The organism is Cupriavidus sp. 94F1, assembly GCF_057798875.1.
The window spans coordinates 250,199-271,467 of the sequence record NZ_JBYOJT010000001.1 but is presented as its reverse complement, the minus strand read 5'-3'; the positions used below and the strand labels follow the sequence as shown (position 1 = coordinate 271,467).

The 21,269-nt window shown below is 64.4% G+C and carries 19 protein-coding genes and 2 tRNA genes; 11 read left to right on the top strand and 10 right to left on the bottom strand.

All coding sequences use genetic code 11. The features are described from left to right. Positions 1-29: 29 nt before the first annotated feature. The gene (phoB, locus tag AC3FJ6_RS01185) at positions 30-737 is read left to right on the top strand and encodes a phosphate regulon transcriptional regulator PhoB (RefSeq protein ID WP_066735924.1); all 708 of its coding nucleotides are present in this window, start codon (positions 30-32) and stop codon (positions 735-737) included. A 140-nt stretch (positions 738-877) separates the two neighbouring features. Then, positions 878-2,230: a phosphate regulon sensor histidine kinase PhoR gene (gene phoR, locus AC3FJ6_RS01180; RefSeq protein WP_153945330.1), complete on the top strand. Its 1,353-nt coding sequence runs from the start codon at positions 878-880 to the stop codon at positions 2,228-2,230. Between the two features lie 81 nt (positions 2,231-2,311). On the opposite strand, the gene ppk1 is transcribed toward phoR, so the two are convergent. After that, a complete protein-coding gene (gene ppk1 / locus AC3FJ6_RS01175) occupies positions 2,312-4,432 on the bottom strand; it encodes a polyphosphate kinase 1 (protein ID WP_153945329.1) in 2,121 nt (706 codons plus the stop codon). A 111-nt stretch (positions 4,433-4,543) separates the two neighbouring features. Between ppk1 and ppx the strand changes: the two genes are divergently transcribed. Further along, on the top strand, positions 4,544-6,076 hold the full coding sequence (ppx, locus tag AC3FJ6_RS01170; protein WP_488770395.1) for an exopolyphosphatase: 1,533 nt from the start codon (positions 4,544-4,546) through the stop codon (positions 6,074-6,076). A 147-nt stretch (positions 6,077-6,223) separates the two neighbouring features. Here the strand turns inward: ppx and AC3FJ6_RS01165 are convergent, their stop codons facing one another. From AC3FJ6_RS01165 to AC3FJ6_RS01150, 4 genes are all read right to left on the bottom strand, one after another. After that, positions 6,224-7,075, bottom strand: a complete 852-nt coding sequence (locus tag AC3FJ6_RS01165) for a GNAT family N-acetyltransferase (RefSeq protein WP_488770394.1) — start codon at positions 7,073-7,075, stop codon at positions 6,224-6,226. A gap of 233 nt (positions 7,076-7,308) precedes the next feature. Further along, on the bottom strand, positions 7,309-7,785 hold the full coding sequence (locus AC3FJ6_RS01160) for a SixA phosphatase family protein (protein ID WP_153945326.1): 477 nt from the start codon (positions 7,783-7,785) through the stop codon (positions 7,309-7,311). A 182-nt stretch (positions 7,786-7,967) separates the two neighbouring features. Further along, a complete protein-coding gene (gene infA, locus AC3FJ6_RS01155; protein ID WP_008641674.1) occupies positions 7,968-8,189 on the bottom strand; it encodes a translation initiation factor IF-1 in 222 nt (73 codons plus the stop codon). A 685-nt stretch (positions 8,190-8,874) separates the two neighbouring features. After that, a tRNA-Pro gene (locus AC3FJ6_RS01150) sits at positions 8,875-8,951 on the bottom strand. Positions 8,952-9,374: 423 nt separating this feature from the next. Here AC3FJ6_RS01150 and AC3FJ6_RS01145 point away from each other — a divergent pair. The 3 genes from AC3FJ6_RS01145 (at position 9,375) to AC3FJ6_RS01135 (ending at position 11,598) form a co-directional block, all read left to right on the top strand. After that, positions 9,375-10,643: a GGDEF domain-containing protein gene (locus tag AC3FJ6_RS01145; RefSeq protein ID WP_488770769.1), complete on the top strand. Its 1,269-nt coding sequence runs from the start codon at positions 9,375-9,377 to the stop codon at positions 10,641-10,643. A gap of 133 nt (positions 10,644-10,776) precedes the next feature. Further along, positions 10,777-11,430 (top strand): class I SAM-dependent methyltransferase, encoded by a 654-nt coding sequence (locus AC3FJ6_RS01140; RefSeq protein WP_488770393.1) that lies wholly within the window; start codon positions 10,777-10,779, stop codon positions 11,428-11,430. A gap of 91 nt (positions 11,431-11,521) precedes the next feature. Next, positions 11,522-11,598, top strand: a tRNA-Arg gene (locus tag AC3FJ6_RS01135). Here the strand turns inward: AC3FJ6_RS01135 and arsB are convergent. The 4 genes from arsB to AC3FJ6_RS01115 all read right to left on the bottom strand — a co-directional run bounded on the left by arsB (position 11,569) and on the right by AC3FJ6_RS01115 (position 14,417). After that, positions 11,569-12,663, bottom strand: a complete 1,095-nt coding sequence (gene arsB / locus AC3FJ6_RS01130; protein ID WP_488770392.1) for an ACR3 family arsenite efflux transporter — start codon at positions 12,661-12,663, stop codon at positions 11,569-11,571. The genes AC3FJ6_RS01135 and arsB overlap by 30 nt on opposite strands. Continuing rightward, positions 12,660-13,172, bottom strand: a complete 513-nt coding sequence (locus tag AC3FJ6_RS01125) for an arsenate reductase ArsC (RefSeq protein ID WP_488770768.1) — start codon at positions 13,170-13,172, stop codon at positions 12,660-12,662. Before AC3FJ6_RS01125 ends, arsB begins: the two co-directional genes overlap by 4 nt. Positions 13,173-13,235: 63 nt before the next feature. Then, positions 13,236-13,565: an ArsR/SmtB family transcription factor gene (locus AC3FJ6_RS01120; RefSeq protein ID WP_488770391.1), complete on the bottom strand. Its 330-nt coding sequence runs from the start codon at positions 13,563-13,565 to the stop codon at positions 13,236-13,238. Between the two features lie 93 nt (positions 13,566-13,658). Further along, positions 13,659-14,417, bottom strand: coding sequence for a sulfite exporter TauE/SafE family protein (locus AC3FJ6_RS01115; protein WP_488770390.1), 759 nt, complete (start codon positions 14,415-14,417; stop codon positions 13,659-13,661). A 180-nt stretch (positions 14,418-14,597) separates the two neighbouring features. Here AC3FJ6_RS01115 and AC3FJ6_RS01110 point away from each other — a divergent pair, with 180 nt between their 5' ends. Next, the gene (locus tag AC3FJ6_RS01110; RefSeq protein ID WP_488770389.1) at positions 14,598-15,062 is read left to right on the top strand and encodes a MarR family winged helix-turn-helix transcriptional regulator; all 465 of its coding nucleotides are present in this window, start codon (positions 14,598-14,600) and stop codon (positions 15,060-15,062) included. 42 nt (positions 15,063-15,104) lie between these two features. On the opposite strand, the gene AC3FJ6_RS01105 is transcribed toward AC3FJ6_RS01110, so the two are convergent. Further along, positions 15,105-15,881: an enoyl-CoA hydratase gene (locus AC3FJ6_RS01105; protein ID WP_488770388.1), complete on the bottom strand. Its 777-nt coding sequence runs from the start codon at positions 15,879-15,881 to the stop codon at positions 15,105-15,107. 163 nt (positions 15,882-16,044) lie between these two features. Between AC3FJ6_RS01105 and AC3FJ6_RS01100 the strand changes: the two genes are divergently transcribed. The 4 genes from AC3FJ6_RS01100 to AC3FJ6_RS01085 all read left to right on the top strand — a co-directional run bounded on the left by AC3FJ6_RS01100 (position 16,045) and on the right by AC3FJ6_RS01085 (position 21,248). Further along, complete coding sequence (locus AC3FJ6_RS01100; protein ID WP_488770767.1) at positions 16,045-17,379, top strand: aminotransferase-like domain-containing protein; 1,335 nt, start codon at positions 16,045-16,047, stop codon at positions 17,377-17,379. Positions 17,380-17,484: 105 nt separating this feature from the next. Beyond that, positions 17,485-18,039 (top strand): type 1 glutamine amidotransferase domain-containing protein, encoded by a 555-nt coding sequence (locus tag AC3FJ6_RS01095; RefSeq protein WP_488770387.1) that lies wholly within the window; start codon positions 17,485-17,487, stop codon positions 18,037-18,039. 168 nt (positions 18,040-18,207) lie between these two features. Further along, positions 18,208-20,310, top strand: coding sequence for a TonB-dependent receptor (locus AC3FJ6_RS01090; protein ID WP_488770766.1), 2,103 nt, complete (start codon positions 18,208-18,210; stop codon positions 20,308-20,310). Between the two features lie 80 nt (positions 20,311-20,390). Continuing rightward, complete coding sequence (locus AC3FJ6_RS01085; protein ID WP_488770386.1) at positions 20,391-21,248, top strand: SDR family NAD(P)-dependent oxidoreductase; 858 nt, start codon at positions 20,391-20,393, stop codon at positions 21,246-21,248. Positions 21,249-21,269: the final 21 nt, after the last annotated feature.

Genomic DNA, 21,269 nt, shown 5'->3' with positions numbered 1-21,269 from the left:
GCCAGCACTGATAAGCGGAGAACTATTACATGCCGAGCAGTATTCTCGTTGTCGAAGACGAACCGGCGATTGCTGAGCTGATCGCCGTCAATCTCCAGCACGCGGGGCACTATCCGATTCGTGCGTACAACGCCGAGCAGGCGTTGTCGCTGATGAGCGATGTCCTGCCGGACCTCGTGTTGCTGGACTGGATGCTCCCGGGCAAGTCGGGTGCCACCTTCGCCAAGGAGCTGCGGACCAACGACCGCACCAAGCAGATCCCGATCATCATGCTCACTGCCCGCAGCGAAGAGCAGGACAAGGTCATGGGCCTGGAAGCCGGTGCGGACGACTATGTGACCAAGCCCTTTTCGCCGAAGGAACTGCTGGCCCGCATCAAGGCCGTGCTGCGCCGCCGCGCGCCGCAGCTGACCGACGACGTGGTGGCCATCAATGGCCTGCGGCTCGATCCGGCCACGCATCGGGTGACCGGTCAGGACGACAGCGGCCCGATCAAGCTGGACCTGGGCCCCACGGAGTTCCGTCTGCTTCACTTCCTGATGACGCACCCGGAACGTGTGCACAGCCGGTCACAATTGCTGGATCAGGTCTGGGGCGACCACGTGTTCGTGGAAGAGCGTACCGTTGACGTGCATATCAAGCGTCTGCGTGCGGCGCTGACCCCGGGGGGATACAGCAACATGATCGAGACGGTCCGGGGCAGCGGTTACCGCCTGGCGCGGTCGCCCAGCCACTGACCGGAACCGGCCGGCGGCGGAGCAGCGGGGGCCGCGCCGGCCGATGTCGGATAATGCCGGCTGAATGCCACGCTGCGATGCCTTGTTGTGGCAGACTTTGTCGCAGTGCGAACGCAGTCTGAATCTCTTCTACTCCGCGCATGAATGTCATCTGGGCCCGCTCCGCGGCCATCCTTGCCGGTCTCGTGCTGATAGCCGCGGGGCTGTATGCCGTGGCTGGCGCCGTGCCCGGCCTGCTTTTCCTTTCCATTTCGCTGTTCCTGCTGCTCGCGTACTACCTGTTCCAGATCAACCGTCTGTGGCGGGTGCTGGACGCGCCGGCCTACGGCGAGATCCCCAGCGCACTCGGGCTATGGGGCGAGGTGTATTACCGCCTGCACCGGCTGGTCAAGCGATGGCGCACCCAGGTGCTGCAGGTGGAACAGCAGCACACCCGGTTTATCCAGGCCATCCAGGCGTCGCCCTATGGCGTGCTGATGCTTGACGATGCCGACCAGATCGAATGGTGCAACGGCGTGGCCGAGCAGCACTTCGGGCTGAACGCGCGGCGCGACGTGCGCCAGCGCATCACCCACCTGATCCGCCGGCCCGAGTTTGTCCACTACCTGACGCGCGAACGCTATGACGAACCGCTGGTGATGCGCGACATGGGGGAACACAAGCGCGGTATCACGTCGGTGCAGATCCTGCCGTATGGCGAGAACCGCAAGCTCGTATTGACGCAGGACATTACCAAGGTTGAAAGCACCGAGGCCATGCGCCGCGACTTCGTGGCCAATGTCTCGCACGAGCTGAAGACGCCGCTGACGGTGCTGACGGGCTTCCTCGAGACCGTGCGCGACCTGCCGGTCTCCGAGGAAGACCGCAAACGCTATATCGATCTGATGCTGGTGCAGTCGATGCGGATGCAGCACATCGTCGAAGACCTGCTGGCGCTGGCCAAGCTGGAATCCGACGCGCAGCCGCCGTCGCACGACCGTGTCAACGTGGCCGCGCTGGCCGCCCACATGGTGCACGACGCCGAGGCGCTGTCCCAGGGCCGGCACGACATCGAGACCGATATCGATACCGCCGTGGTGCTGCGCGGTGCGGAAGGCGAGCTGCTGTCGGCACTGGGCAACCTGGTGTCGAACGCGGTGCGCTACACGCCCGACGGCGGACGCATCGCCATCCGCATGACCTTTACCGATGGACACTCGGTGTTCTCGGTCAGCGACACGGGCCTGGGCATCGCGCCCGAGCATATTCCCCGCCTGACCGAGCGGTTCTACCGGGTGGATCGCAGCCGGTCGCGCGATACGGGCGGTACCGGTCTGGGGCTGGCCATCGTCAAGCACGTGCTGTCACGCCACCACGCCGATCTGCGTGTGACCAGCGAAGTGGGGCGCGGCAGTACGTTCCGCATCGTGTTCCCCGTGGACCGTAGCGGCTACGAGCCGGACGCCGCGCAACCGTTGTCCCGGCTGAGCGACGCCTCGCGCCACGCTGCCTGAGCCCGGACGCGCCCGGCGCCATGAAAACAGGCCGCTGCCCGGTCCGGGAGCGGCCTGTTTCATTCCGAAATCCGGCGGCGATCAGGTGCCGAACTTCAGCAGCAGTTCCTGCTGGCTGACGCGCTGGAGCTTGGCGCGCGACGGCTTGCGCACGTAATCGCCATTGGGCTCCATGATCCAGGCCGAAGCGTTGTCGTGCAGATGCACCTGCAAGCCTTCCTTGATCACGCGGGCCTTGAGCGTGCGATCCAGGATCGGGAAGGCCACCTCGACGCGCCGGAACAGGTTGCGGTCCATCCAGTCGGCGCTGGACAGGTACAGCACATCGTCGCCGGCGGCGTGGAAGTAATAGACACGGTGATGCTCCAGGAAGCGGCCAACGATCGAGCGCACCGAAATGTTCTCCGACAGCCCCGGCACGCCGGCGCGCAGCGCGCAGACGCCGCGCACGATCAGGTCGATCTTCACGCCCGCCCGCGACGCCTTGTAAAGCTCGTCGATGATGGTCGGCTCCAGCAGCGCGTTCATCTTGGCGATGATGCGAGCCCGCTTGCCGGCGCGCGCGTTGCGGGCCTCGGCGCGGATATGCTCCACGAGGTTGCTGTGCATCGTGAATGGCGACTGCCACAGGTGATTGAGCCGGATGGTGCCGGCCGTGCCGGTCAGCAGCTGGAACACATGGTGAACGTCTTCGCAGACCTGCTCATTGGCGGTGAGCAGCCCAAAGTCGGTGTACAGGCGGGCGGTGCGCGGGTGATAGTTGCCGGTGCCCAGGTGCGCGTAGCGCCGCAGCACCGCGTTCTTGGCCTTCGGGCCCGCCGGCTCGCGCCGCACGATCAGCAGCATCTTGGCGTGGCATTTGTGTCCCACCACGCCGTACACGACATGGGCGCCGGCCGATTCCAGCCGTTCGGCCCAGTTGATGTTGGTTTCCTCATCGAAGCGCGCCAGCAGTTCCACCACCACGGTCACTTCCTTGCCGTTGCGGGCCGCCGTCATCAGCGCCTCCATCACGGCCGATTCGTTACCGGTGCGATAGACAGTCTGCTTGATCGCCACCACGTTCGGATCGCTGGCGGCCGCCTGCATGAGGTCCAGCACCGACGAGAAGCTCTCGTAAGGGTGATGCAGCAGCACGTCGCGCTGGCGGATCACGTCGAACATGCTCGTGCCAGGCGGGAAGGCCTTGACCACGGCGGGCACGTGCGGCGGGTATTTCAGGGCAGGGCGGTCCACCAGATCGGGGATCTGCATCAGCCGCACCAGATTCACCGGGCCCCCCACGCGGTACAGGTCCTGTTCGGTCAGGCCCGATTCCAGCAGCAGGCGCCGCGACAGCGCAGGTGGCGTGTCGGACGATACTTCCAGCCGAACCATGTCGCCAAAGTGACGTGCAGGCAATTCGCCCTGCAACGCTTCGCGCAGATCGGTGATTTCGTCCTCGGACACGAACAGGTCGGAATTGCGCGTGACCCGGAACTGGTAGCAGCCCTGCACCTCGATGGCCGGAAACAGTTCGTGGACGAACGCCTGCATGAACGACGACAGCATCACAAAGCCGTACGGATACCCCGACAGCTTCTCCGGCATGCGCACCACGCGCGGCAGCGCGCGCGGGGCCTGCACGATGGCCAGGTCGGCGTCGCGGCCGAAGGCGTCCTTGCCGGACAGCTCGATCACGAAGTTCAGGCTCTTGTTGAGCACGCGCGGGAACGGATGGGCGGGGTCCAGCGCAATGGGCGTCAGCACCGGGCCCAGCTCGCGCGTGAAGAAGTCCCGCGCCCAGGCGCGCTGCGCGTCCGTCCACGTGCCGGTCAGGTGAAAAAACACCCCTTCTTTTTCCAGCGCGGGGAAAATGACGTTCTGCAGCATGTCATACTGCGATGCCACGAGCCGCTGGGTGCGCTCCGTGACAAGCTGGTAGGCCTGCTGGATCGAGAGGCCATCGGGCGTCAGGCCCGATGCGTTGTCCCGCATCTGCTCCTTCAGGCCGGCCATCCGGATTTCAAAGAACTCGTCCAGGTTGCTGGACACGATACAGATGAACTTCAGCCGTTCCAGCAGCGGGACATTGGGGTCGGCGGCCTGCGCAAGCACGCGCGCGTTGAAATCCAGAATGCCCAGTTCGCGGTTCCAGAGCGAGCCAGGCGGCGTCGTCGACATGTCTATGACCTTATTTTGGCGATGAGGCGACTTTTTCATAGATCCGTGTCATTTTGATGACACTTTGATTTTGTCATGATGCAGACATGACAGGGACATAATCTTTCGGGTTTTGGCCCGCCACGGCCGATCCCGCGTAACACTGACGCAATGACACAGAATCCCCGCTTGCTGGCCGCCGTCGACATGGGCTCCAACAGCTTCCGCCTGATGATCGGGCGGGTGGATGAAACGCCCACTGCCTCCGGTCCCGCCAGCCAGATCTTCCAGGTCGACGCGCTGCGCGAGCCGGTCCGGCTGGCCGCCGGCCTGACGCCGGACAAGTATCTGGACCAGCCGGCCCGCCGCCGGGGTGTTGACGCGCTGCGCCGCTTCGGCGACCGCCTGCGCGACTTCGCACCCGAGCAGGTGCGCGCGGTGGCCACCAATACGCTGCGCGTGGCCAGGAATGCTTCGGATTTCCTGATCGAGGCCGAGGCCGCCCTGGGATTCCCGATCGAAGTGATCGCCGGCCGCGAGGAAGCGCGCCTGATCTACCTGGGCGCGTCGCATGATGCGCCGGCTTGCCAGGGCAACCGGCTGGTCGTGGATATCGGCGGCGGTTCCACCGAATTCATCATTGGCAGCGGCTATCAGTCCAAGCTGATGGAAAGCCTGTACATCGGCTGCGTATCGCATAGCCGTCAGTTCTTTCCGAGCGGCAACGTCGACGAATACGCGTTCAAGCAGGCCGAACTGGCCGCGCGCCGCGAGATCCAGGTACTGGTGCGCCAGTACAAGGCAGCCGGCTGGCAGCAGGCGGTAGGGTCGTCGGGTACTGCGCGCGCCCTGGCGGAACTGATCGAGCTCAACGGGATGAACGACAGCGCGTCCGAGCACGGCATTACGCGCGAAGGGCTGGAGCGCCTGAAACGGGCGCTGGTCAAGGCCGAAAACACCAATCGGGTGAAGCTGACCGGCCTGAAGGCCGACCGGATTCCGGTGCTGCCGGGCGGCCTGTCGATCATGCTCGGCGTGTTTGCCGAACTCGATATCGACCGCATGGACGTCACGGACGGCGCGCTGCGCCTGGGGGTGCTGTACGACCTGCTGGGCCGCAGCCACCATGAGGACATGCGGACCGTAACGGTCGACCAGTTCATGCGCCGCTATGCCGTGGACCGCCCGCAGGCCATACGGGTGGGGCAGGCGGCCCGCGATCTGCTGGCGCAGTTTCCCGAGCCGCGCAACGAGCGCCGCGAGGACAACCTTGCGTTGCTGGGCTGGGCGGCCAGCCTGCACGAGATCGGCATGACGATCTCGCACAGTGGCTATCACAAGCATTCGGCCTATATCGCCACGCACGCCGACATGCCCGGTTTCTCGAAGACCGACCAGGCGCGCCTGGCCACGCTGCTGCTCGGCCACGCGGGCAAGCTAGGCAAGCTGTCCGGCAGCGGCAAGTTCCTGGACTGGCGCATGCTGTTCAGCCTGCGGCTGGCGTTTGTACTATGCCGCCGGCGGGGCGACATGAAGCTGCCGCACATCCAGGTCAGGCAGCGTTCAGATGAACTCGACGAGGGCTTCGAGGTGCGGCTGCCGAAATCGTGGATCGATGCCAACCCGCTGGTGGAATACAGTCTGGCGCAGGAGGCCGACGAGTGGGAACGCGTGGGCAAGCGTTACAAGGTCGTCTACGTCTGAGACGGCTGGCCCGTGGGCCGGGCAACCCGGCCACCCGGCGACCCGGCGACGAAACAGGAACGGCGACTCCGATGAGTCGCCGTTCCTGTTTCCGGTACCGGATCGATCAGCCGTTTCGTCCGGTAAGAGGGGGCTGCCGATCAGCGGTCAGGCCGATTGCATGCCCAGGAAGTGCCGGGCATAGCGCGGGTTCATGTCGCGCACGCGCAGCAGGGTCAGGAAATCGGCGACGTTGAAATTGGGGTCCCAGGCCGGCAGGCCGCAGATCTTGGCGCCCAGCCGCAGATAGCCCTTGATCAGCGCGGGCGGCTCCACGTCAAGCGTCTGGTTCAGGTCGTCCACCGGCAGCGGCACGCGCGGGAAGGCGTGATATTCAATCGGTGCCAGCGACTTTTCTGCGAACTGCCGATAGAGGCTGGCCGCGTAGTGGCCGCCGTCGCTCATCGGCACGCTGGCGCAGCCCAGCATCGATTCGAGGTTGTAACGCTGCAGGTATTCGCCCAGGCCGCCCCACAGGGCCATGATCACGCTGCCCGAGCGGTAGTCGCGGTGCACGCACGAACGGCCTAGCTCCAGCATTTTCGGGCGCAGGTGCGCCAGGCGGACCAGATCGAATTCGGATTCTGCGTAGAGGCAGCCGATGCGCTTGGCCTGGTGCGGCGGCAGCACGCGGTAGGTGCCCACCACCTTGAGCGTTTCCTGGTCGCGCACGATCAGGTGGTCGCAGTAGGCGTCGAACATGTCCACGTCGGTCTCGGTGGCCGTCGATTGCAGGCGCGCGCCCATTTCCTCGGCGAACACCTTGTAGCGCAGACGCTGCGCCTCGGCTACTTCGTCCTGGTGACGTGCCCACGCCACGCTGAAAGCAGGCGCCGGAGCTTGAATCTGGGTTTGGAGATGTGCTGGCTGACGAGGAAGACGCCTCCGCGCCGACTGGCCGGTCAGGCCAGTGGGCAAGGAGTCGAAAAGCGGCTGGGTAGGCGTCGGTAAGTCTCGCATCAGTGTGTCCTTTCGGTGACGAAACGGCTTCGAAACAATGTAGAGAGGCCGGGTGACAGCGCCGTGAACCGATGATGACGCTTCCGTGACTGACACATCGTTGTCGCCGGCGCAAGCCTTAACGATAGGACAGGCTTCCGCTAGAGCACATCGGCGATCGTCCAAATGAACAAACAGATGCCAAATTTGTGACAGCGAAATCTCATTTTCGCCGTCATTGTCTTAAAAATGGTTCAGAGGAGGTCGGGCTGAATCACCGCGCGGAGCACGACCTGCGCTTCATTTTCGCGTGTGCGTCCGGCCAGCCACCAGATGCCGCTTTTCTTCACGCTCCAGGGCAGTTCCTGGCCGGCCAGCAGCAGGCTGGCCAGTTGTCCGATCCACGGCTGGTGGCCCACCACGACGGTGTGGTCGCTGCCCTGCGGCCAGTCGATCGCGGCCAGCACGGCGCCCACATCGGCGCCCGGTGCCAGATCATCGAGGATTTCGGCCTTGCCCGACAGGGCCGCTGCGGTTTCCCGCGTACGCAGGGCCGGGCTGCAGACCACGCGGTAGTCGGCGGGCAGGTGGGCGCGCAGCCAGTTGGCGGACGTTTCGGCCTGCTTGCGGCCGCGGCGGGTCAGGGGGCGCTGGAGATCGGCGCTGCGGGAGATGCTCAAGGCATCGGGCAGATCTTCGGCCTCGGCATGGCGCCACAGGATCAGATTCATATTGGGCAGAGGCTTCGTCGAGCCTTGAGTATGGTGACGCGCGGGGCGTGCCGCAAGTGCGCGACCGGGCCGCCAAAAACAAAACGGGCCATCCAGTGGGCAAAGCCCACGGATAGCCCGTCAGTGTCGGGAGCAGCGATGTCAGCCGCGTGACAGCGGCGCATCGGCTGCGCGCCGCGAACTCAGGACTTGTGGCGGAAGTTGATGCGGCCCTTGGTCAGGTCGTAGGGCGACATTTCCAGGGTGACGCGGTCGCCGGCCAGGATGCGGATGCGGTGCTTTTGCATCTTGCCCGAAGCGTATGCCCAGATTTCCACGCCGTTTTCCAGCGTCACGCGATAACGGTTGTCGGGCAGGGCTTCCGACACCACGCCGCCAAATTCAATGAGTTCTTCCTTAGCCAATCTGTTTTCCTTTGTGGCAGCCACGAAGGCTGCGTTAAGTGGGTGAGTATCCTGTGGGCGCCCGGTCGCGCGCATCCACGTCATGCCGCCATGGCGGCCGCCGCGCGATACGTCGTCGGGAAGCAAGCTGACGGGCTTGGCAAACCATGGAGCCAGGCGGGTCAGAGAATCGAGTAGGGGCGCGGATGACCCTGACGATTGCCTTGCCACTTACGGCTGCGCGGGCGTCTGGCGCGACCGTGTACATCACGGGGACAGCGGGCAAGGTGTTTCCGGGGCCGGCAACGCATCCGCCCTGTCATATCCGAATCAACAATATGAGGGCGGGCCGGCGGTATTCCAGTGCGCCAGGCGGCGCTTTCCCGGTTAACAGGGCATGCTCAGATACCCCGAACTGACGCGCGATTGTAGCACGATCGCACCATCTTCGCAGGCGCAGCATCCGCTACGGCGCTGTTGCGCCAACGCCATGCACAGGCGGCTGGTGCCATGGTGCAGCGCGGCGCGATGCCGCTGATACACAGTCCGTATGCGATTCATTCGCCACATGGACGAGGTGCGCGGCATGGCGCCGTGATCCTTGCCTGCGGCGCAAATTTCGCAAGCGCGAACACGAAAAAGAAAAAAGGGCTCACGTCTTTCAACGTAAGCCCTTGATCCTTGTACCTAAAACTACTTGCAAATATGGTCGGAGCGATAGGATTCGAACCTACGACCCTCTGATCCCAAATCAGATGCGCTACCAGGCTGCGCTACGCTCCGGAGCCGGCGATTCTATCGCGACACGTGCGGCCAGGTCAAATGTGGCGTGCGAAGGATGGCAACGCGCGGAAGTGGCGGGCACGTACCCCGCTTCAGGTGGGATCGTATTTGGCTTGACTTGATGCGTCGCGCTGACATAATCCGCACACCGCATCGGTCCGACCCGGCGCTTCACGCCTGGCAATGCTGTGCCCACCCGGACCTGGTCCCACTATCACAACTATGGCACGCCAGCCCCGCTAGCGACGCGGACGCGCTGCGCCGTGCCTGATCCATACTTCGCCCGCGATGCCCCGCATCGACGTGACGCGGAGGTGCCGGACTTTGCGGAAACAAAACAGGACGGCTGCTCGCAGGCCGCAAACAGAAGGCAGTCCGGTGCCACGCGGGGCACCGGCGATGTCTTTGTGAACGGGAATGAAGATGTTTCAGTCGCAGGTGGTAGTGCTGATCGCGGCCTTGTTCGTGCTGCAGATGGCGATCGTCTGTGCCGTATTGCGGCGCTCTGCCGGTATGGAGCGCAGCGGGCTCACCTCGTGGGCGATCGGCGATCTGGTAGTGACCCTGGCCGCGGTATTGCTGGCCGCCCATGGCTACCGTCCCGAATGGCCGCTGGCCGCCTTGCCGGAGCTGGCCCTGACGGCCGGGCTGTCGATGATGGTCCACGGCACGCGTCATTTTGTCGGCAAGCCGGGGCGGGCCCTTGTGCTGGCCGTGCTGAACCTGCCCGGCGCCATCGTGTTCGGGTTGCATATGGCCGGCGGACTGATGGGCCGCGCGCCCGGCCCGCTGTCGGCCGGGATGCTGGTGTCGCCGTCCGTCGTGGCAGGGCTGATGCTGGCCTCGTCGTTGATCCAGATGCTGCTGTTGCTGGAAATGATCCGCGTGGTCGTGCCGCGTTTGCCCGCGAAGCGCGGCACGGGTCGCCTGGCCATCCTGTCGCTGACGCTCGTGGCACTGGCCTGCACGGTGTTTGCAGGCGCGCAGGCATGGGCGCCGCTGTCGACGCTGGTCGATGGCCATCCGCTGGCCACGCCGGACGAGCGCGACAACATCACCCTCTGCTTCGTGTTCGGCGTGGTGGGGCTGTCGGTCAGCTTCGCGCTGATGGCGCATGACCGCCTGCGGCGCATCATCGAACGCCGCGCGCGCCATGACGACCTGACCGACGTGCTGTCGCGCGGCGCATTCTGGGAAGAGCTGGAACTCGAATGCAAGCGGGCCGAGCGCCAGCGCACCGCGTTCACCGTGGCCTTCATCGACCTCGATCACTTCAAGGCCATCAACGACCTCTACGGGCATCTGGCGGGCGACAGCGTCCTGCGCCATTTTGCGGGGCTGCTGCGCAAGGCCGCGCCGGCGCGGGCCGTGCTGGGCCGGCTGGGCGGCGAGGAGTTCGCGATCGTCATGCCCGACACCACGCTGGAAACCGGCCGCGCCATCAGCGTCCGGCTGAGCGCGATGGTGCGTTCGGCGCCATGCCCGTCGGAGCCCGATGCCATTGCCTATACGGTCAGCATCGGCATGGCCGAGCGCCAGGCCGGCGAGAACGCCGACGCGGTCATGCGGCGCGCCGACCGCGCGCTCTACGATGCCAAGCAGATGGGCCGCAACTGCGTGTCTTCGCACGACACGGCCGAGGGTGTCGGCATGCCGCGCCGGCCGCGCGTGCGCGAGCGCGAGTCGTCCTGAGTTCGGCATCCATATCGCTGTTTCGCCAGCCTTGGCCTGGGCCGACTTCAGTTTCGTCGAAATCTGATTCAAGGCCCGGCTCGCCGATGCTATAGATGCGCAGGTCACTGCAACGCGCCTTGCGCCAACATCCATGGACATCATCCGGCCGGAACACGCTGCCCAGCAGGCCAGGCAGATTCACCAGAACATTCCCGGCGCGACGTCGATCTCGATCCTGCGCCGCGTGCATGATTCCCGCTATGCCACGCGTTACTTCGTCGGCAATGGCCTCGATATAGGCGGCGGCATCGATTCCATCGCGCTGTTCGCCGACATGTTCCCGGCGATGAAGCATGTCTTCGTCTTCGATATGCAGCATGGCGACGCCCAGTACCTGGAACGGGTGGAGGACGAATCGTTCGACTTCGTCTATTCGTCGCACTGCCTGGAGCATATGGTCGATCCGGCCGTAGCCATCCGGCACTGGATACGGGTCGTGAAGCCGGGAGGGCACCTGGTGATCCAGGTGCCGGACGAAGACCTGTACGAGCAGGGGCACTGGCCCTCGCGGTTCAACAACGATCACAAGCACACGTTCACGATGTTCAAGGCGCGGTCGTGGTCGCCGGTGTCCATCAATGTCATCGACTTTGTCCGGTCCGTATGCGACCAGGTATCGCCAATCTCGATGTTTCGCGTCGACATCGGCGTGCGGCAAAGCCTGCTGAACCGAGATTTCGATCAGACGCGCACACCCACCGCGGAGTGTGCCATCGAGTTCATCCTGCAGAAGCATCCCAGGTAGGCGGGCGCGTTCCCCTTGCGCAACCGGTGCGGTAGAATGCACGCCTTGCCGCAACGGCAAGGCCGTCCAAGGCCCAGACAGCCACGGCCATCCGCCCTTAGCTCAGTTGGATAGAGCACTCGCCTTCTAAGCGAGCGGTCAGAGGTTCGAATCCTCTAGGGCGGGCCACTGATTCGATTCATACCAGTGCTGTGAGCGATTGACCACGCCAACCACAAACAGCATCACGGGAACCTCGATCAGCACGCCGACGACGGTGGCCAGCGCCGCCCCGGACTGGAATCCGAACAGGCTGATGGCGGTGGCCACGGCCAGCTCGAAGAAGTTGCTCGCGCCGATCAGCGCCGATGGGCCCGCCACGCAATGGGCCACACCGAGCTTGCGGTTCAGCAGGTAGGCCAGGCCGGCGTTCAGCAAGACCTGAATCAAAATCGGCACGGCCAGCAGCAGGATGATCAGCGGCTGCTCGACGATGGCATTTCCCTGGAATCCAAACAGCAGCACCAGCGTCGCGAGCAGGGCGGTGATAGAGTAGGGGCCGAGCGCGCCAACGACGCGCTTGTAGGTGGCGTCGCCGCGCGCCAGCAGTGCCTTGCGGATGGCCTGTGCGATCAGCACCGGCACCACAATGTAGAGCGCGACCGACGTGATGAGCGTGTCCCACGGCACGGTAATCGACGACAGGCCTAGCAGCAGTGCGACAACAGGCGCGAAGGCCACGACCATGATCGCGTCGTTGAGCGCCACTTGCGACAGGGTGAAGTACGGGTCGCCCTTGCAGAGCTGCGACCAGACGAACACCATCGCCGTGCAAGGCGCCGCCGCCAGGAGGATCAGGCCAGCGATGTAGCTGTCGAGTTGATCCACTGGCAGCCAGCCAGCGAACAGATGGCGCACGAAGATCCAGCCCAGCAGGGCCATCGAGAACGGCTTGACGAGCCAGTTCACGAACAGCGTCACGCCGATGCCGCGCCAGTGTCCCGCGACCTGCCCCATGGCGCCGAAATCGATCTTGATCAGCATCGGGATGATCATGATCCAGATCAGCACGCCGACCGGCAGGTTCACCTTTGCGATCGCCATGTCGCCAATGGCCAGAAAGACCGGTGGCAACCATTGGCCAAGCAGGATCCCAGCGACAATGCAGAGGGCCACCCAGACGGTCAGGTAGCGTTCGAAAAAGCCGATGGCGGTGGCTTGCGCGGCCCCTGCTGACCGTTGCGCTGTGCTCATTGCCCCGCCTCGGCAGGCGGCTCGCCGATGGCGCGTATCTCCTTCTGGATAGCGTTGCGGTCCAGCACGTGCAGCGGCAGGTTCACGAATTGGCTGACGCGGTTCAGGATCTGACGGAAGACCTGATCAAAGACCTTGCGCTTCTCGTCGTCCGAGCCCTGGATGGCGGCGGGGTCCATAAAGCCCCAATGCGCCGTGATGGGCGTGCCCGGCCAGATTGGGCAGACCTCGCCCGCGGCCTGGTCGCAGACGGTGATGACGAAATCCATCCGGGGTGCGTCGGGCAGGGCGAATTCGTCCCAGCCCTTGCTACGCAGGCCCGAGGTGTCGTAGCCAATCGACTGGCACCGCTCGATGGCAAAGGGATTGACCGCGCCCGCTGGATGGCTGCCGGCGCTGTAGGCGTGAAAGCGTCCCTTGCCGAGCACGTTGAACAGTGCTTCGGCCATCACGCTGCGGGCGGAGTTACCGGTGCACAGCACCAGTACGTTGAAAGTCTTGTCGGGCATGGTGCTTGTTGGGCGGTTGAGCGATGTTCGGGCGAGCGGGTGCATCCTGGCCCGCTTCATGGGTCAGCTCTCCGTTGGGACGGAACACGAGGACACCGGCGAGCACGGATTACCGCCACAGCAGTTTTCCGTGAGATAGCCGAGCAGGGCATTCATGGTCTGGAAGCGCGCCATGTAGAGGATCGACCGGCCTTCCTGACGGCTGGCCAGCAGACCGGCGCGGTGCAGTTCCTTGAGGTGGAACGACAGCGAGGAGGCCGGCATCTCCATCAGTTCGGCAATGCGGCCGGCGGGCAGGCCTTCGGGGCCGGCCTGCACGAGTAGACGGAACACGGCCAGGCGGATGGCGTGGGCCAGCGCAGAAAGGGCTTCGAGAGCGTTTTCGGTTTCCATGATTCGAATATAGTCGAATCATGGAAATTTCACAACTACGGCAATCCCGGCAAGCGTACTTCTGTGACAAACACCAGCCGAACGCCGGCCTGCCTAGGAAAGGTAGCCGGCCGCGCCATCCCACAGCAGCTTTATCGCCGTGATGACCAGCAGTCCGTAGCAGGCCCTGTACATCTGGCGTTGATCGAGCCGCGCATGCAGACGCCAGCCCAGCCAGACACCCGCAGGGACGGCAAGCAGGCAGATCGCCATCAACGTCCAGACGGCACCAACCGGCCTTGCCAGCGCCAGCCAGGGTACTGCCTTGAGGGCGTTGCCCACCGTAAAGAACATGCTGGTGGTTCCTGCGTAGACCTGCTTGCTCAGGCCCAGCGGCAGCAAGTAGATCGCCAGCGGCGGCCCGCCGGAGTGGGCAACCATGGTGGTGATACCCGACGTCAGGCCCGCCGCCAGGGCCTTGGGCGAGGACCTGGGCTGCACTGCGACATCGGCGCCCCGCAACAGCCATAGCCCGACAAAGCTCAACGTGACCACGGCCATGACGATGGAGATGGCGCGATGGTCCAGTACCTTGAACAGGAAGTAGCCGACCCCGATGCCTGCCACCAGCCCGGGCACCAGCAACAGCAGGTCGGGCCTGGACCACGTCGATGGCTTCCAGTAGCGCAGGCTGAACAGATCCATCGCAACGAACAGTGGCGCCAGCAGGCCGCCGGCCGAGACGGGGTCCATCACCAGCGACAACAGCGGAATGCCGACGATGGCAAATCCTCCGCCAAAGGCGCCCTTCATGAAGCAGATCAGGAAAACCCCGGCAAAGGTCACGAGGATGGTGGTGGTATTGAGTTCCATGATGGCTTCGGCATTGAGGCCGGTCGTCTGGTGATCATCGTAGAGTGCCTACCCAATACAATCAAACCATTGTCATGGATACAATTTCCGTCACCCCGCCGAAAGCTGCTTAGGGCTGCCCATGGCGCCGCGTGATATGATTCGCGCGCGAACTAAACGATCAACGCTGCCGGGCCCAGCATGAAACATCGTCTTGTGTATCTTCTGAACGTTGGACAGCGACGGCTGCAACGCTGGTCGCAGGCGCGTGCCGCCCGTGGTGGCGTCACGGCCGCGCAATCGGGGCTGCTGTTCTATCTGGGTACGCACAACGGCGCGCTGATGAGCGAAGCCGCGGCCGCGCTGGACCTGGGCGCGCCTGGAATGAGCGGCCTGGCCGACCGGACGGAAAGAGCGGGCCTGATAGAACGCCGTGCGGACGAGATGGACGGCCGCGCATCGCGGCTGTGGCTCACGGACGCCGGGCGCGCCGCGCGGCAGCGTGCCAAGGCCGGCATGACGGACCTCAACGCCAGGCTGACCGAGGGCTTTACCGAAGCCGAGATCGATGTGGTGGCGCGATGGCTGACCAGCCTGCAGACCAAGTTTCCGGTCGCGGGCGATGCGCGCGACGGGCGCGACGATCGCGACGAGGGCCACGACTAGGCGGCGCCTGGCCTGGTCCGCGGCTGAGCAGCACGATGCAGCCTATTGCTGGCTGACGTTCGAAAAGTCAGGCTTGCGCTTTTCGGCAAAGGCGGTGAATGCTTCGCGGGCTTCCGCGCTCGTCAGCCGCTCCTGGAACTTCGCGCTCTCGGTATCCATCTGCGTCACCAGCATCGCGGCCTGGCGCATCAGGGCTTTCGTGGCGCTCAGCGACCCGGCAGGCTTGGCGGCAATGCGTTCTGCGATCTGCCGTGCCTCGGTGCGGAGCTGGTCATTGGCGCACACCTTGTTGGCGATGCCCCAGGCGAGCGCGGTCTGTCCGTCGAGCGGATCTCCCATGGCAAACATCTCGAAGGCCCGCGCGTGGCCGATGCGCAGCGGCAGCAGATAGCTGGAGGCCGCTTCCGGCACCAGGGCAAGGTTGACGAACGGCGTGATCAGTTGCGCGTCCTGTGCCAGCAGCACGTAGTCGCAATGCAGCAGCATTGTGGTGCCTACACCCACCGCCTTGCCATGAACCGCGGCAACGATGGGCACCGTCGCCTTCGCCAGCGCATGCAGAAAGCGGTGGACATGCCGTTCGCTGGGGCCCTTGCCCACGGCGATCGCCGCGAACTCGCCCACATCGTTCCCCGCAGTGAACATGTCGCCATCCCCTTGTACCAGCACCACGCGCACGTTTCCGTCGTGCTCGGCGCCCTCGATGGCGTCGGCCAGGGCGCCGTACATCTCGTTGGTCAGGGCGTTCTTCTTGTCGGGGCGGGCAAGCGTGATGGTCAGTACGCCATGTGTCAGGTCGATTTGAATTGCCGCGGTCATGCTGGTCTCCGTTGGTTTAAATTCGCATGCGAAGTATATAGATAATTCGTATGCGAAGTAAACCGTCGGCGATGCGATGCGAAACAGGTTGCACGGTGAGTTGCACTGCGCGATCCGGGGTCATAATCAGTACATTCTTTTCATTGTCATGCGTCCGCTCGCCATGCCTCGACACCGCTACAAGCAACTGGTCGACCAATTCGCCGCAGATATCCAGGACGGCCGGCTGCGTCCTGGCACCCGCTTGCCGACACACCGTGAACTTGCCGCCCGCGAAGGCCTGGCGCTTGTGACGGCGACCCGCGTCTATGCGGAACTGCACGCCATGGGGCTGGTAAGCGGCGAGACCGGACGGGGCACGTTCGTCAAGGAAGTGCTTCCGCCTGGACACGGTATCGATCTCCAGCCATGGAGCGACGACACCGTCGACCTGAGCTTCAACAATCCGTCGATACCAGGCCAGGGCGACCTGCTCCGGACGGCGCTGCGCGAACTGGCCGGCACGGGCAATCTCGAGGCGTTGCTCCGATACCATCCGCATGGTGGCCGGATGCGTGACCGCGAGACGATGGCCCGGCATCTTGCCGGACGCGGATTGTCCGCGAGCGCGGACAACACGGTGCTGGTAAGCGGCGCACAGCACGGCCTGACGGTCACGGCGATGGCGTTGCTGGAACCCGGCGACGTGGTTGCGGTTGACGCGCTGACGTACCCGGGATTCAAGCTCACCGCAGAAGCGTGCCGGCTGGAACTGGTGGCGATTCCCGCAGGCACCAAGGGTCCGGACCTGGACGCACTGGCGGGACTGTGCCGGCAACGCCGGGTGCGCGCCGTGTACACAATGCCGACGCTGCACAATCCGCTTGGCTGGGTCATGAGCGCGCGCGGGCGGCGCGATCTCGTTGCCATCGCGCGGCGCCATGGTCTGATCCTGATCGAAGACGCTGCATACGCGTTCCTGGAAGCCGACGCGCCGCAGCCATTGGCCGCATTGGCGCCCGAATTGACCGTGTACGTATCGAGTCTCTCCAAAAGCGTGGCAACGGGGCTCCGCGTCGGCCCGGTCTGCGCGCCGCCAGCCTGGATTCCAAAGTTCGAGCGCACGATCCGCGCAACCACCTGGCATACGCCAACCATGATGACCGCCATTGCCTGTGGCTGGATCGAAGACGGGACGGTCGCGCGCCTGGAGGCGCAGAAGCGAAATGACGCCGCCTTACGCCAAGGTGTCGTGACCGAAGTGCTCGGGCATCTGCATCCCGTCCGGCACCGTGCGTCCTATTTCGTCTGGCTCCCGCTGCCGGAAGACGCACGAGCCGATGCCATCGCCAAGACGCTGCTCGCGCAGCGCATCTCCGTATCCACCGCGCTTGCCTACGCGGCATCGAAACAGGTGCCGCACGCGATCCGGCTCGCACTGGGCTCCGTCCCCGTTGACATGCTGCGGCAGGCACTGCAGACCGTCGCCAGGGTCGTGGACGATCACGCGTACCGGTAGCCTTATGCTGGACGGGCGGGGCAGGGCAGCCGGCGCGGGCGCGCGGCTGGCATGGCCAGTGCTTGGCATGTTCCATCCCGAAACGGACGAACAAGGAGGACAAGCATGGCTGACAGAACGCTTGATGGCCTGAAAGTGGCCATTCTCGTGACCGACGGATTCGAGCAGGTGGAACTTGAGGAGCCTCGCAAGGCGTTGGACGCCGCAGGCGCCACGACCCAGGTCGTTTCGCCCAAGGACCGCGAGGTGAAAGCCTGGAAGTTCAAGGAGTGGGGCGACGCAACGCCGGTGGACAGGCCATTGGCGCAGGCGCGCGCCGACGACTTCGACGCGCTGCTCTTGCCGGGTGGTGTGATCAACCCCGACGCGCTGCGCATGGATGCGTCTGCCGTGTCGTTCGTCAAGTCATTTGTCGATGCGGGCAAGCCTGTGGCTGCGATTTGCCATGGACCGTGGACGTTGATCGAGGCGGGCGCGGTCAAGGGGCGCAGGATGACGTCGTGGCCGTCGCTGAAAACCGATCTGGTCAACGCTGGCGCCAACTGGGTCGACGAGCAGGCAGTGGTGGACGGCAACCTGGTCACCAGCCGCAACCCCGACGACATTCCCGCGTTCAGCCAGGCAGCCATTGAGATGTTCGCAGGTGCACGTCGTAAATAGTCCAAAAGCGCGCCACACGGCAGCTCGGCCGATGCGCGCTGCGCATCGGCCATAAAGCAATGTGCGCCCGGATTGGCATGAAGCTTGCATAATGGATCATGCCAATCCACATAATAAAAAATGCGCCACCGTATGTCTTTTCGCCGTGCGCCGTCGTTGCGCTCGGCAATGCCCACGCTTGGGGTGCTTTCCGCAACGCTGGCCACCATCCCGCCAACCGCACTGGCCGGCGGCCTTCAGCAAGCCCAGCACGTATTACCAGAGGTCGCCGTCCAGGCGGCACGATCCGACGGTGCAACATCGGACGCGGCCGTGTCCGCCAACCAGGGCTATGTCGGCCGCGACCAGCTTGCCAATCGTCCATTGCTGCGTCCCGGCGAACTGCTCGAAACCGTCCCGGGACTGATCGTCACGCAGCACAGCGGCGATGGCAAAGCCAATCAGTATTTCCTGCGCGGCTTCAACCTCGACCACGGCACGGACCTTTCCACCACCGTGGCAGGCATGCCGGTCAACATGCGCACGAATGCTCATGGGCAGGGCTACACCGACCTGAATTTCGTGATTCCGGAACTGGTCAGCGGCATCGCCTACAAGAAGGGCACGTATTTCGCCGAAGAGGGCGACTTCTCTGCGGCGGGTGCAGTGCGGATGGACTACCTGTCGCAACTGCCTGCCGGTATCGCGCAGATCGAGCTGGGCCAACATGACTATCGTAGGGCCGTGCTGGCCAATTCGCATCAGGTGGGCCCGGGAACCGCCCTTTATGGTCTGGAGTGGTTGCAAGAGAACGGTCCCTGGGTGTTGCCCGAAGGCGTTCGCAAGCTCAACGGCGTGTTCCGCTACACGCTGCCGCTCAGCGCGGGGGAGCGCGTGAGCGTCACCGCCATGGGCTATCGCAATCGCTGGGATTCGACCGACCAGGTGCCGCAGCGTGCGATCAACGCGGGGCTTATCTCGCGCTTTGGGTATATCGATCCGACAGATGGCGGCTATGCGTCGCGCTACAGCCTGTCCGCCGATTGGCTCAGGCCGGTGCAATCGGGCCTGTTCAAGGCGAATGCCTATGTCATCAAGAGCCGGCTCCAGCTTTTTTCCAACTTCACCTACGCGCTGGACAATCCGGAGCGTGGCGACCAGTTCCAGCAATTCGAGAATCGCGTCACGGCGGGCGTCAATGCGTCGAGACTCTGGTTGGGCAAGCTGGGACAGCGCGATACCGAAACCGAGGTCGGTGTGCAGGTGCGCTATGACCGTCTGGACCCCATCACACTGGCCAACTCGGAAGCGCGACAGATCTACGAAACGGTACGGACCGACACCGTCAACGAAACCAGCGCCGCGCTCTACGTGCGCAACACGACGGAATGGCTGCCGTGGCTGCGCACCATCGCGGGCCTGCGCGCGGATCGTTTCTGGTATGGCGTATCGAGCGACAATCCCGCCAACTCAGGGCATGGCGCCGACCATATCGTCAGCCCGAAGTTCAGTGTCGTCATGTCGCCGGCCGACCAGACCGAAGTGTTTCTGAACTGGGGGCGCGGCTATCACAGCAACGATGTACGGGGCGCGACCACCACGATGGACCCGACCACCGGGCAGCCGACGCAGAAGGTCAGCGTGCTCGTGCCGGCAACGGGCTACGAGATCGGCGTCCGCACCCGGCGTCTGGCGCACGGCCTGCAATTGTCGGCGTCGCTCTGGCAACTCGATATCGGCTCCGAGCTCGTGTTCTCCGGCGACAGCGGCACCACGGAACCAAGTCGGCCGAGCCGCCGCCGTGGCGTTGAGTTGGCGGGCTACTATGCGCCGCCAGACGGCTTGCTGGCCGGGCTGATTCTCGACGCGGATGCTGCCTTCTCTGGCGCGCGCTTCCGGGATCACCAGGACATTGGTGACCACATCCCGGAGTCCATCCAGACGACGGCATCGGCGGGCGTCTCGTACAACACCGGACGATGGTCCGTCGGTGCCAGGGCGCGCTACTTCGGTCCGCGTCCGCTCGTCGAGGACAACAGCGTGCGGTCCGCTTCCTCGTTCCTGGTGAATCTGAAGGTCGGCTATCGTGTACTCAAGGGCGTGCGAATCTTTGCCGAAGTGCTCAATGTGTTGGGCAAGCGGGTCAACGACATCGACTACTACTACGCGTCGTTGCTGAAAGGCGAGACCTCCGCTTCAAACGCCGATGGCTCGCCCGCCGGCATCAACGACCACCATATCCATCCGGCCGAGCCGCGGACATTCCGGGTGGGCGTGCTCTGGAATTTCTGACCGTTGGCCCGTGGCAGGTCTTCCGCTGGTACGACATTTGCACGCTGCTGGCTAGATATGTTCCGACAGGGGAGGTGGCCGTGAACTCGTCAAACAGCGATGTGGATTATGCCGAACTGGGGCTGCAGGATATTTCCGACACGCGCCCCCTGGCCATTGTCACCGGGGCATCGACCGGCATCGGCTTTCACCTGGCGGATTGTTGCGCGGCCAGCGGCATGGATCTGATCGTCGTGGCCGACGAACCCGAGATTGCCGATGCAGCCGCCCGCCTGCGCGAACATGGCGCGGCGGTGGAGTCGCTGGTTGCCGATCTGTCCACGCGGGCAGGCGTGGACGAATTACTATCCAGCGTGCGCGGCCGGCGCATCGACGTGCTGTGTGCCAATGCCGGCAGGGGTCTGGGCCATGCCTTTGTCGACCAGGATTTTGCCGATATTGCGCGGGTGCTCGAAACGAACGTGGTGGGTACCTTGTACCTGCTGCATAGCGTTGCGCGGCATATGCGCGAGAACCGCGCCGGCCGCATCCTGATCACGGGATCGATTGCGGGCCTGATGCCGGGCACCTACCAGGCTGTCTACAACGGCACAAAGGCGTTTCTGGATTCGTTTGCCTTTGCGCTGCGCCACGAACTGGCCGATAGCCGCGTCAGCGTGACATGCCTGATGCCGGGCGCCACCGAGACCGAGTTCTTCCGCCGCGCCGACATGCTCGATACGCGCATGGGCGAGGCGAAGAAGGATGACCCCGCAGATGTGGCGCAGCAGGGATTCGAGGCCATGATGCGCGGCGAGGCCGAAGTCGTTACCGGCTGGCAGAACAAGCTCCGGGCGGCCATTGCATCGATCACCCCGTCGGATCTGCTGGCCGAACAGCATCGCAAGATGGCCGAGCCGCTCGACAAGGAGCGGAAGGCCGAAGGCGCGGTGCGCTGAGCCCTTCCACAGGAGCAAAAC

Coding starts and splice junctions, on each gene's coding strand:
- phoB (WP_066735924.1), top strand. CDS start 30: ATGCCGAGCAGTATTCTCGTTGTCGAAGACGAACCGGCGATTGCTGAG.
- phoR (WP_153945330.1), top strand. CDS start 878: ATGAATGTCATCTGGGCCCGCTCCGCGGCCATCCTTGCCGGTCTCGTG.
- ppk1 (WP_153945329.1), bottom strand. CDS start 4,432: ATGAAAAAGTCGCCTCATCGCCAAAATAAGGTCATAGACATGTCGACG.
- ppx (WP_488770395.1), top strand. CDS start 4,544: ATGACACAGAATCCCCGCTTGCTGGCCGCCGTCGACATGGGCTCCAAC.
- AC3FJ6_RS01165 (WP_488770394.1), bottom strand. CDS start 7,075: ATGCGAGACTTACCGACGCCTACCCAGCCGCTTTTCGACTCCTTGCCC.
- AC3FJ6_RS01160 (WP_153945326.1), bottom strand. CDS start 7,785: ATGAATCTGATCCTGTGGCGCCATGCCGAGGCCGAAGATCTGCCCGAT.
- AC3FJ6_RS01145 (WP_488770769.1), top strand. CDS start 9,375: ATGTTTCAGTCGCAGGTGGTAGTGCTGATCGCGGCCTTGTTCGTGCTG.
- AC3FJ6_RS01140 (WP_488770393.1), top strand. CDS start 10,777: ATGGACATCATCCGGCCGGAACACGCTGCCCAGCAGGCCAGGCAGATT.
- arsB (WP_488770392.1), bottom strand. CDS start 12,663: ATGAGCACAGCGCAACGGTCAGCAGGGGCCGCGCAAGCCACCGCCATC.
- AC3FJ6_RS01125 (WP_488770768.1), bottom strand. CDS start 13,172: ATGCCCGACAAGACTTTCAACGTACTGGTGCTGTGCACCGGTAACTCC.
- AC3FJ6_RS01120 (WP_488770391.1), bottom strand. CDS start 13,565: ATGGAAACCGAAAACGCTCTCGAAGCCCTTTCTGCGCTGGCCCACGCC.
- AC3FJ6_RS01115 (WP_488770390.1), bottom strand. CDS start 14,417: ATGGAACTCAATACCACCACCATCCTCGTGACCTTTGCCGGGGTTTTC.
- AC3FJ6_RS01110 (WP_488770389.1), top strand. CDS start 14,598: ATGAAACATCGTCTTGTGTATCTTCTGAACGTTGGACAGCGACGGCTG.
- AC3FJ6_RS01105 (WP_488770388.1), bottom strand. CDS start 15,881: ATGACCGCGGCAATTCAAATCGACCTGACACATGGCGTACTGACCATC.
- AC3FJ6_RS01100 (WP_488770767.1), top strand. CDS start 16,045: ATGCCTCGACACCGCTACAAGCAACTGGTCGACCAATTCGCCGCAGAT.
- AC3FJ6_RS01095 (WP_488770387.1), top strand. CDS start 17,485: ATGGCTGACAGAACGCTTGATGGCCTGAAAGTGGCCATTCTCGTGACC.
- AC3FJ6_RS01090 (WP_488770766.1), top strand. CDS start 18,208: ATGCCCACGCTTGGGGTGCTTTCCGCAACGCTGGCCACCATCCCGCCA.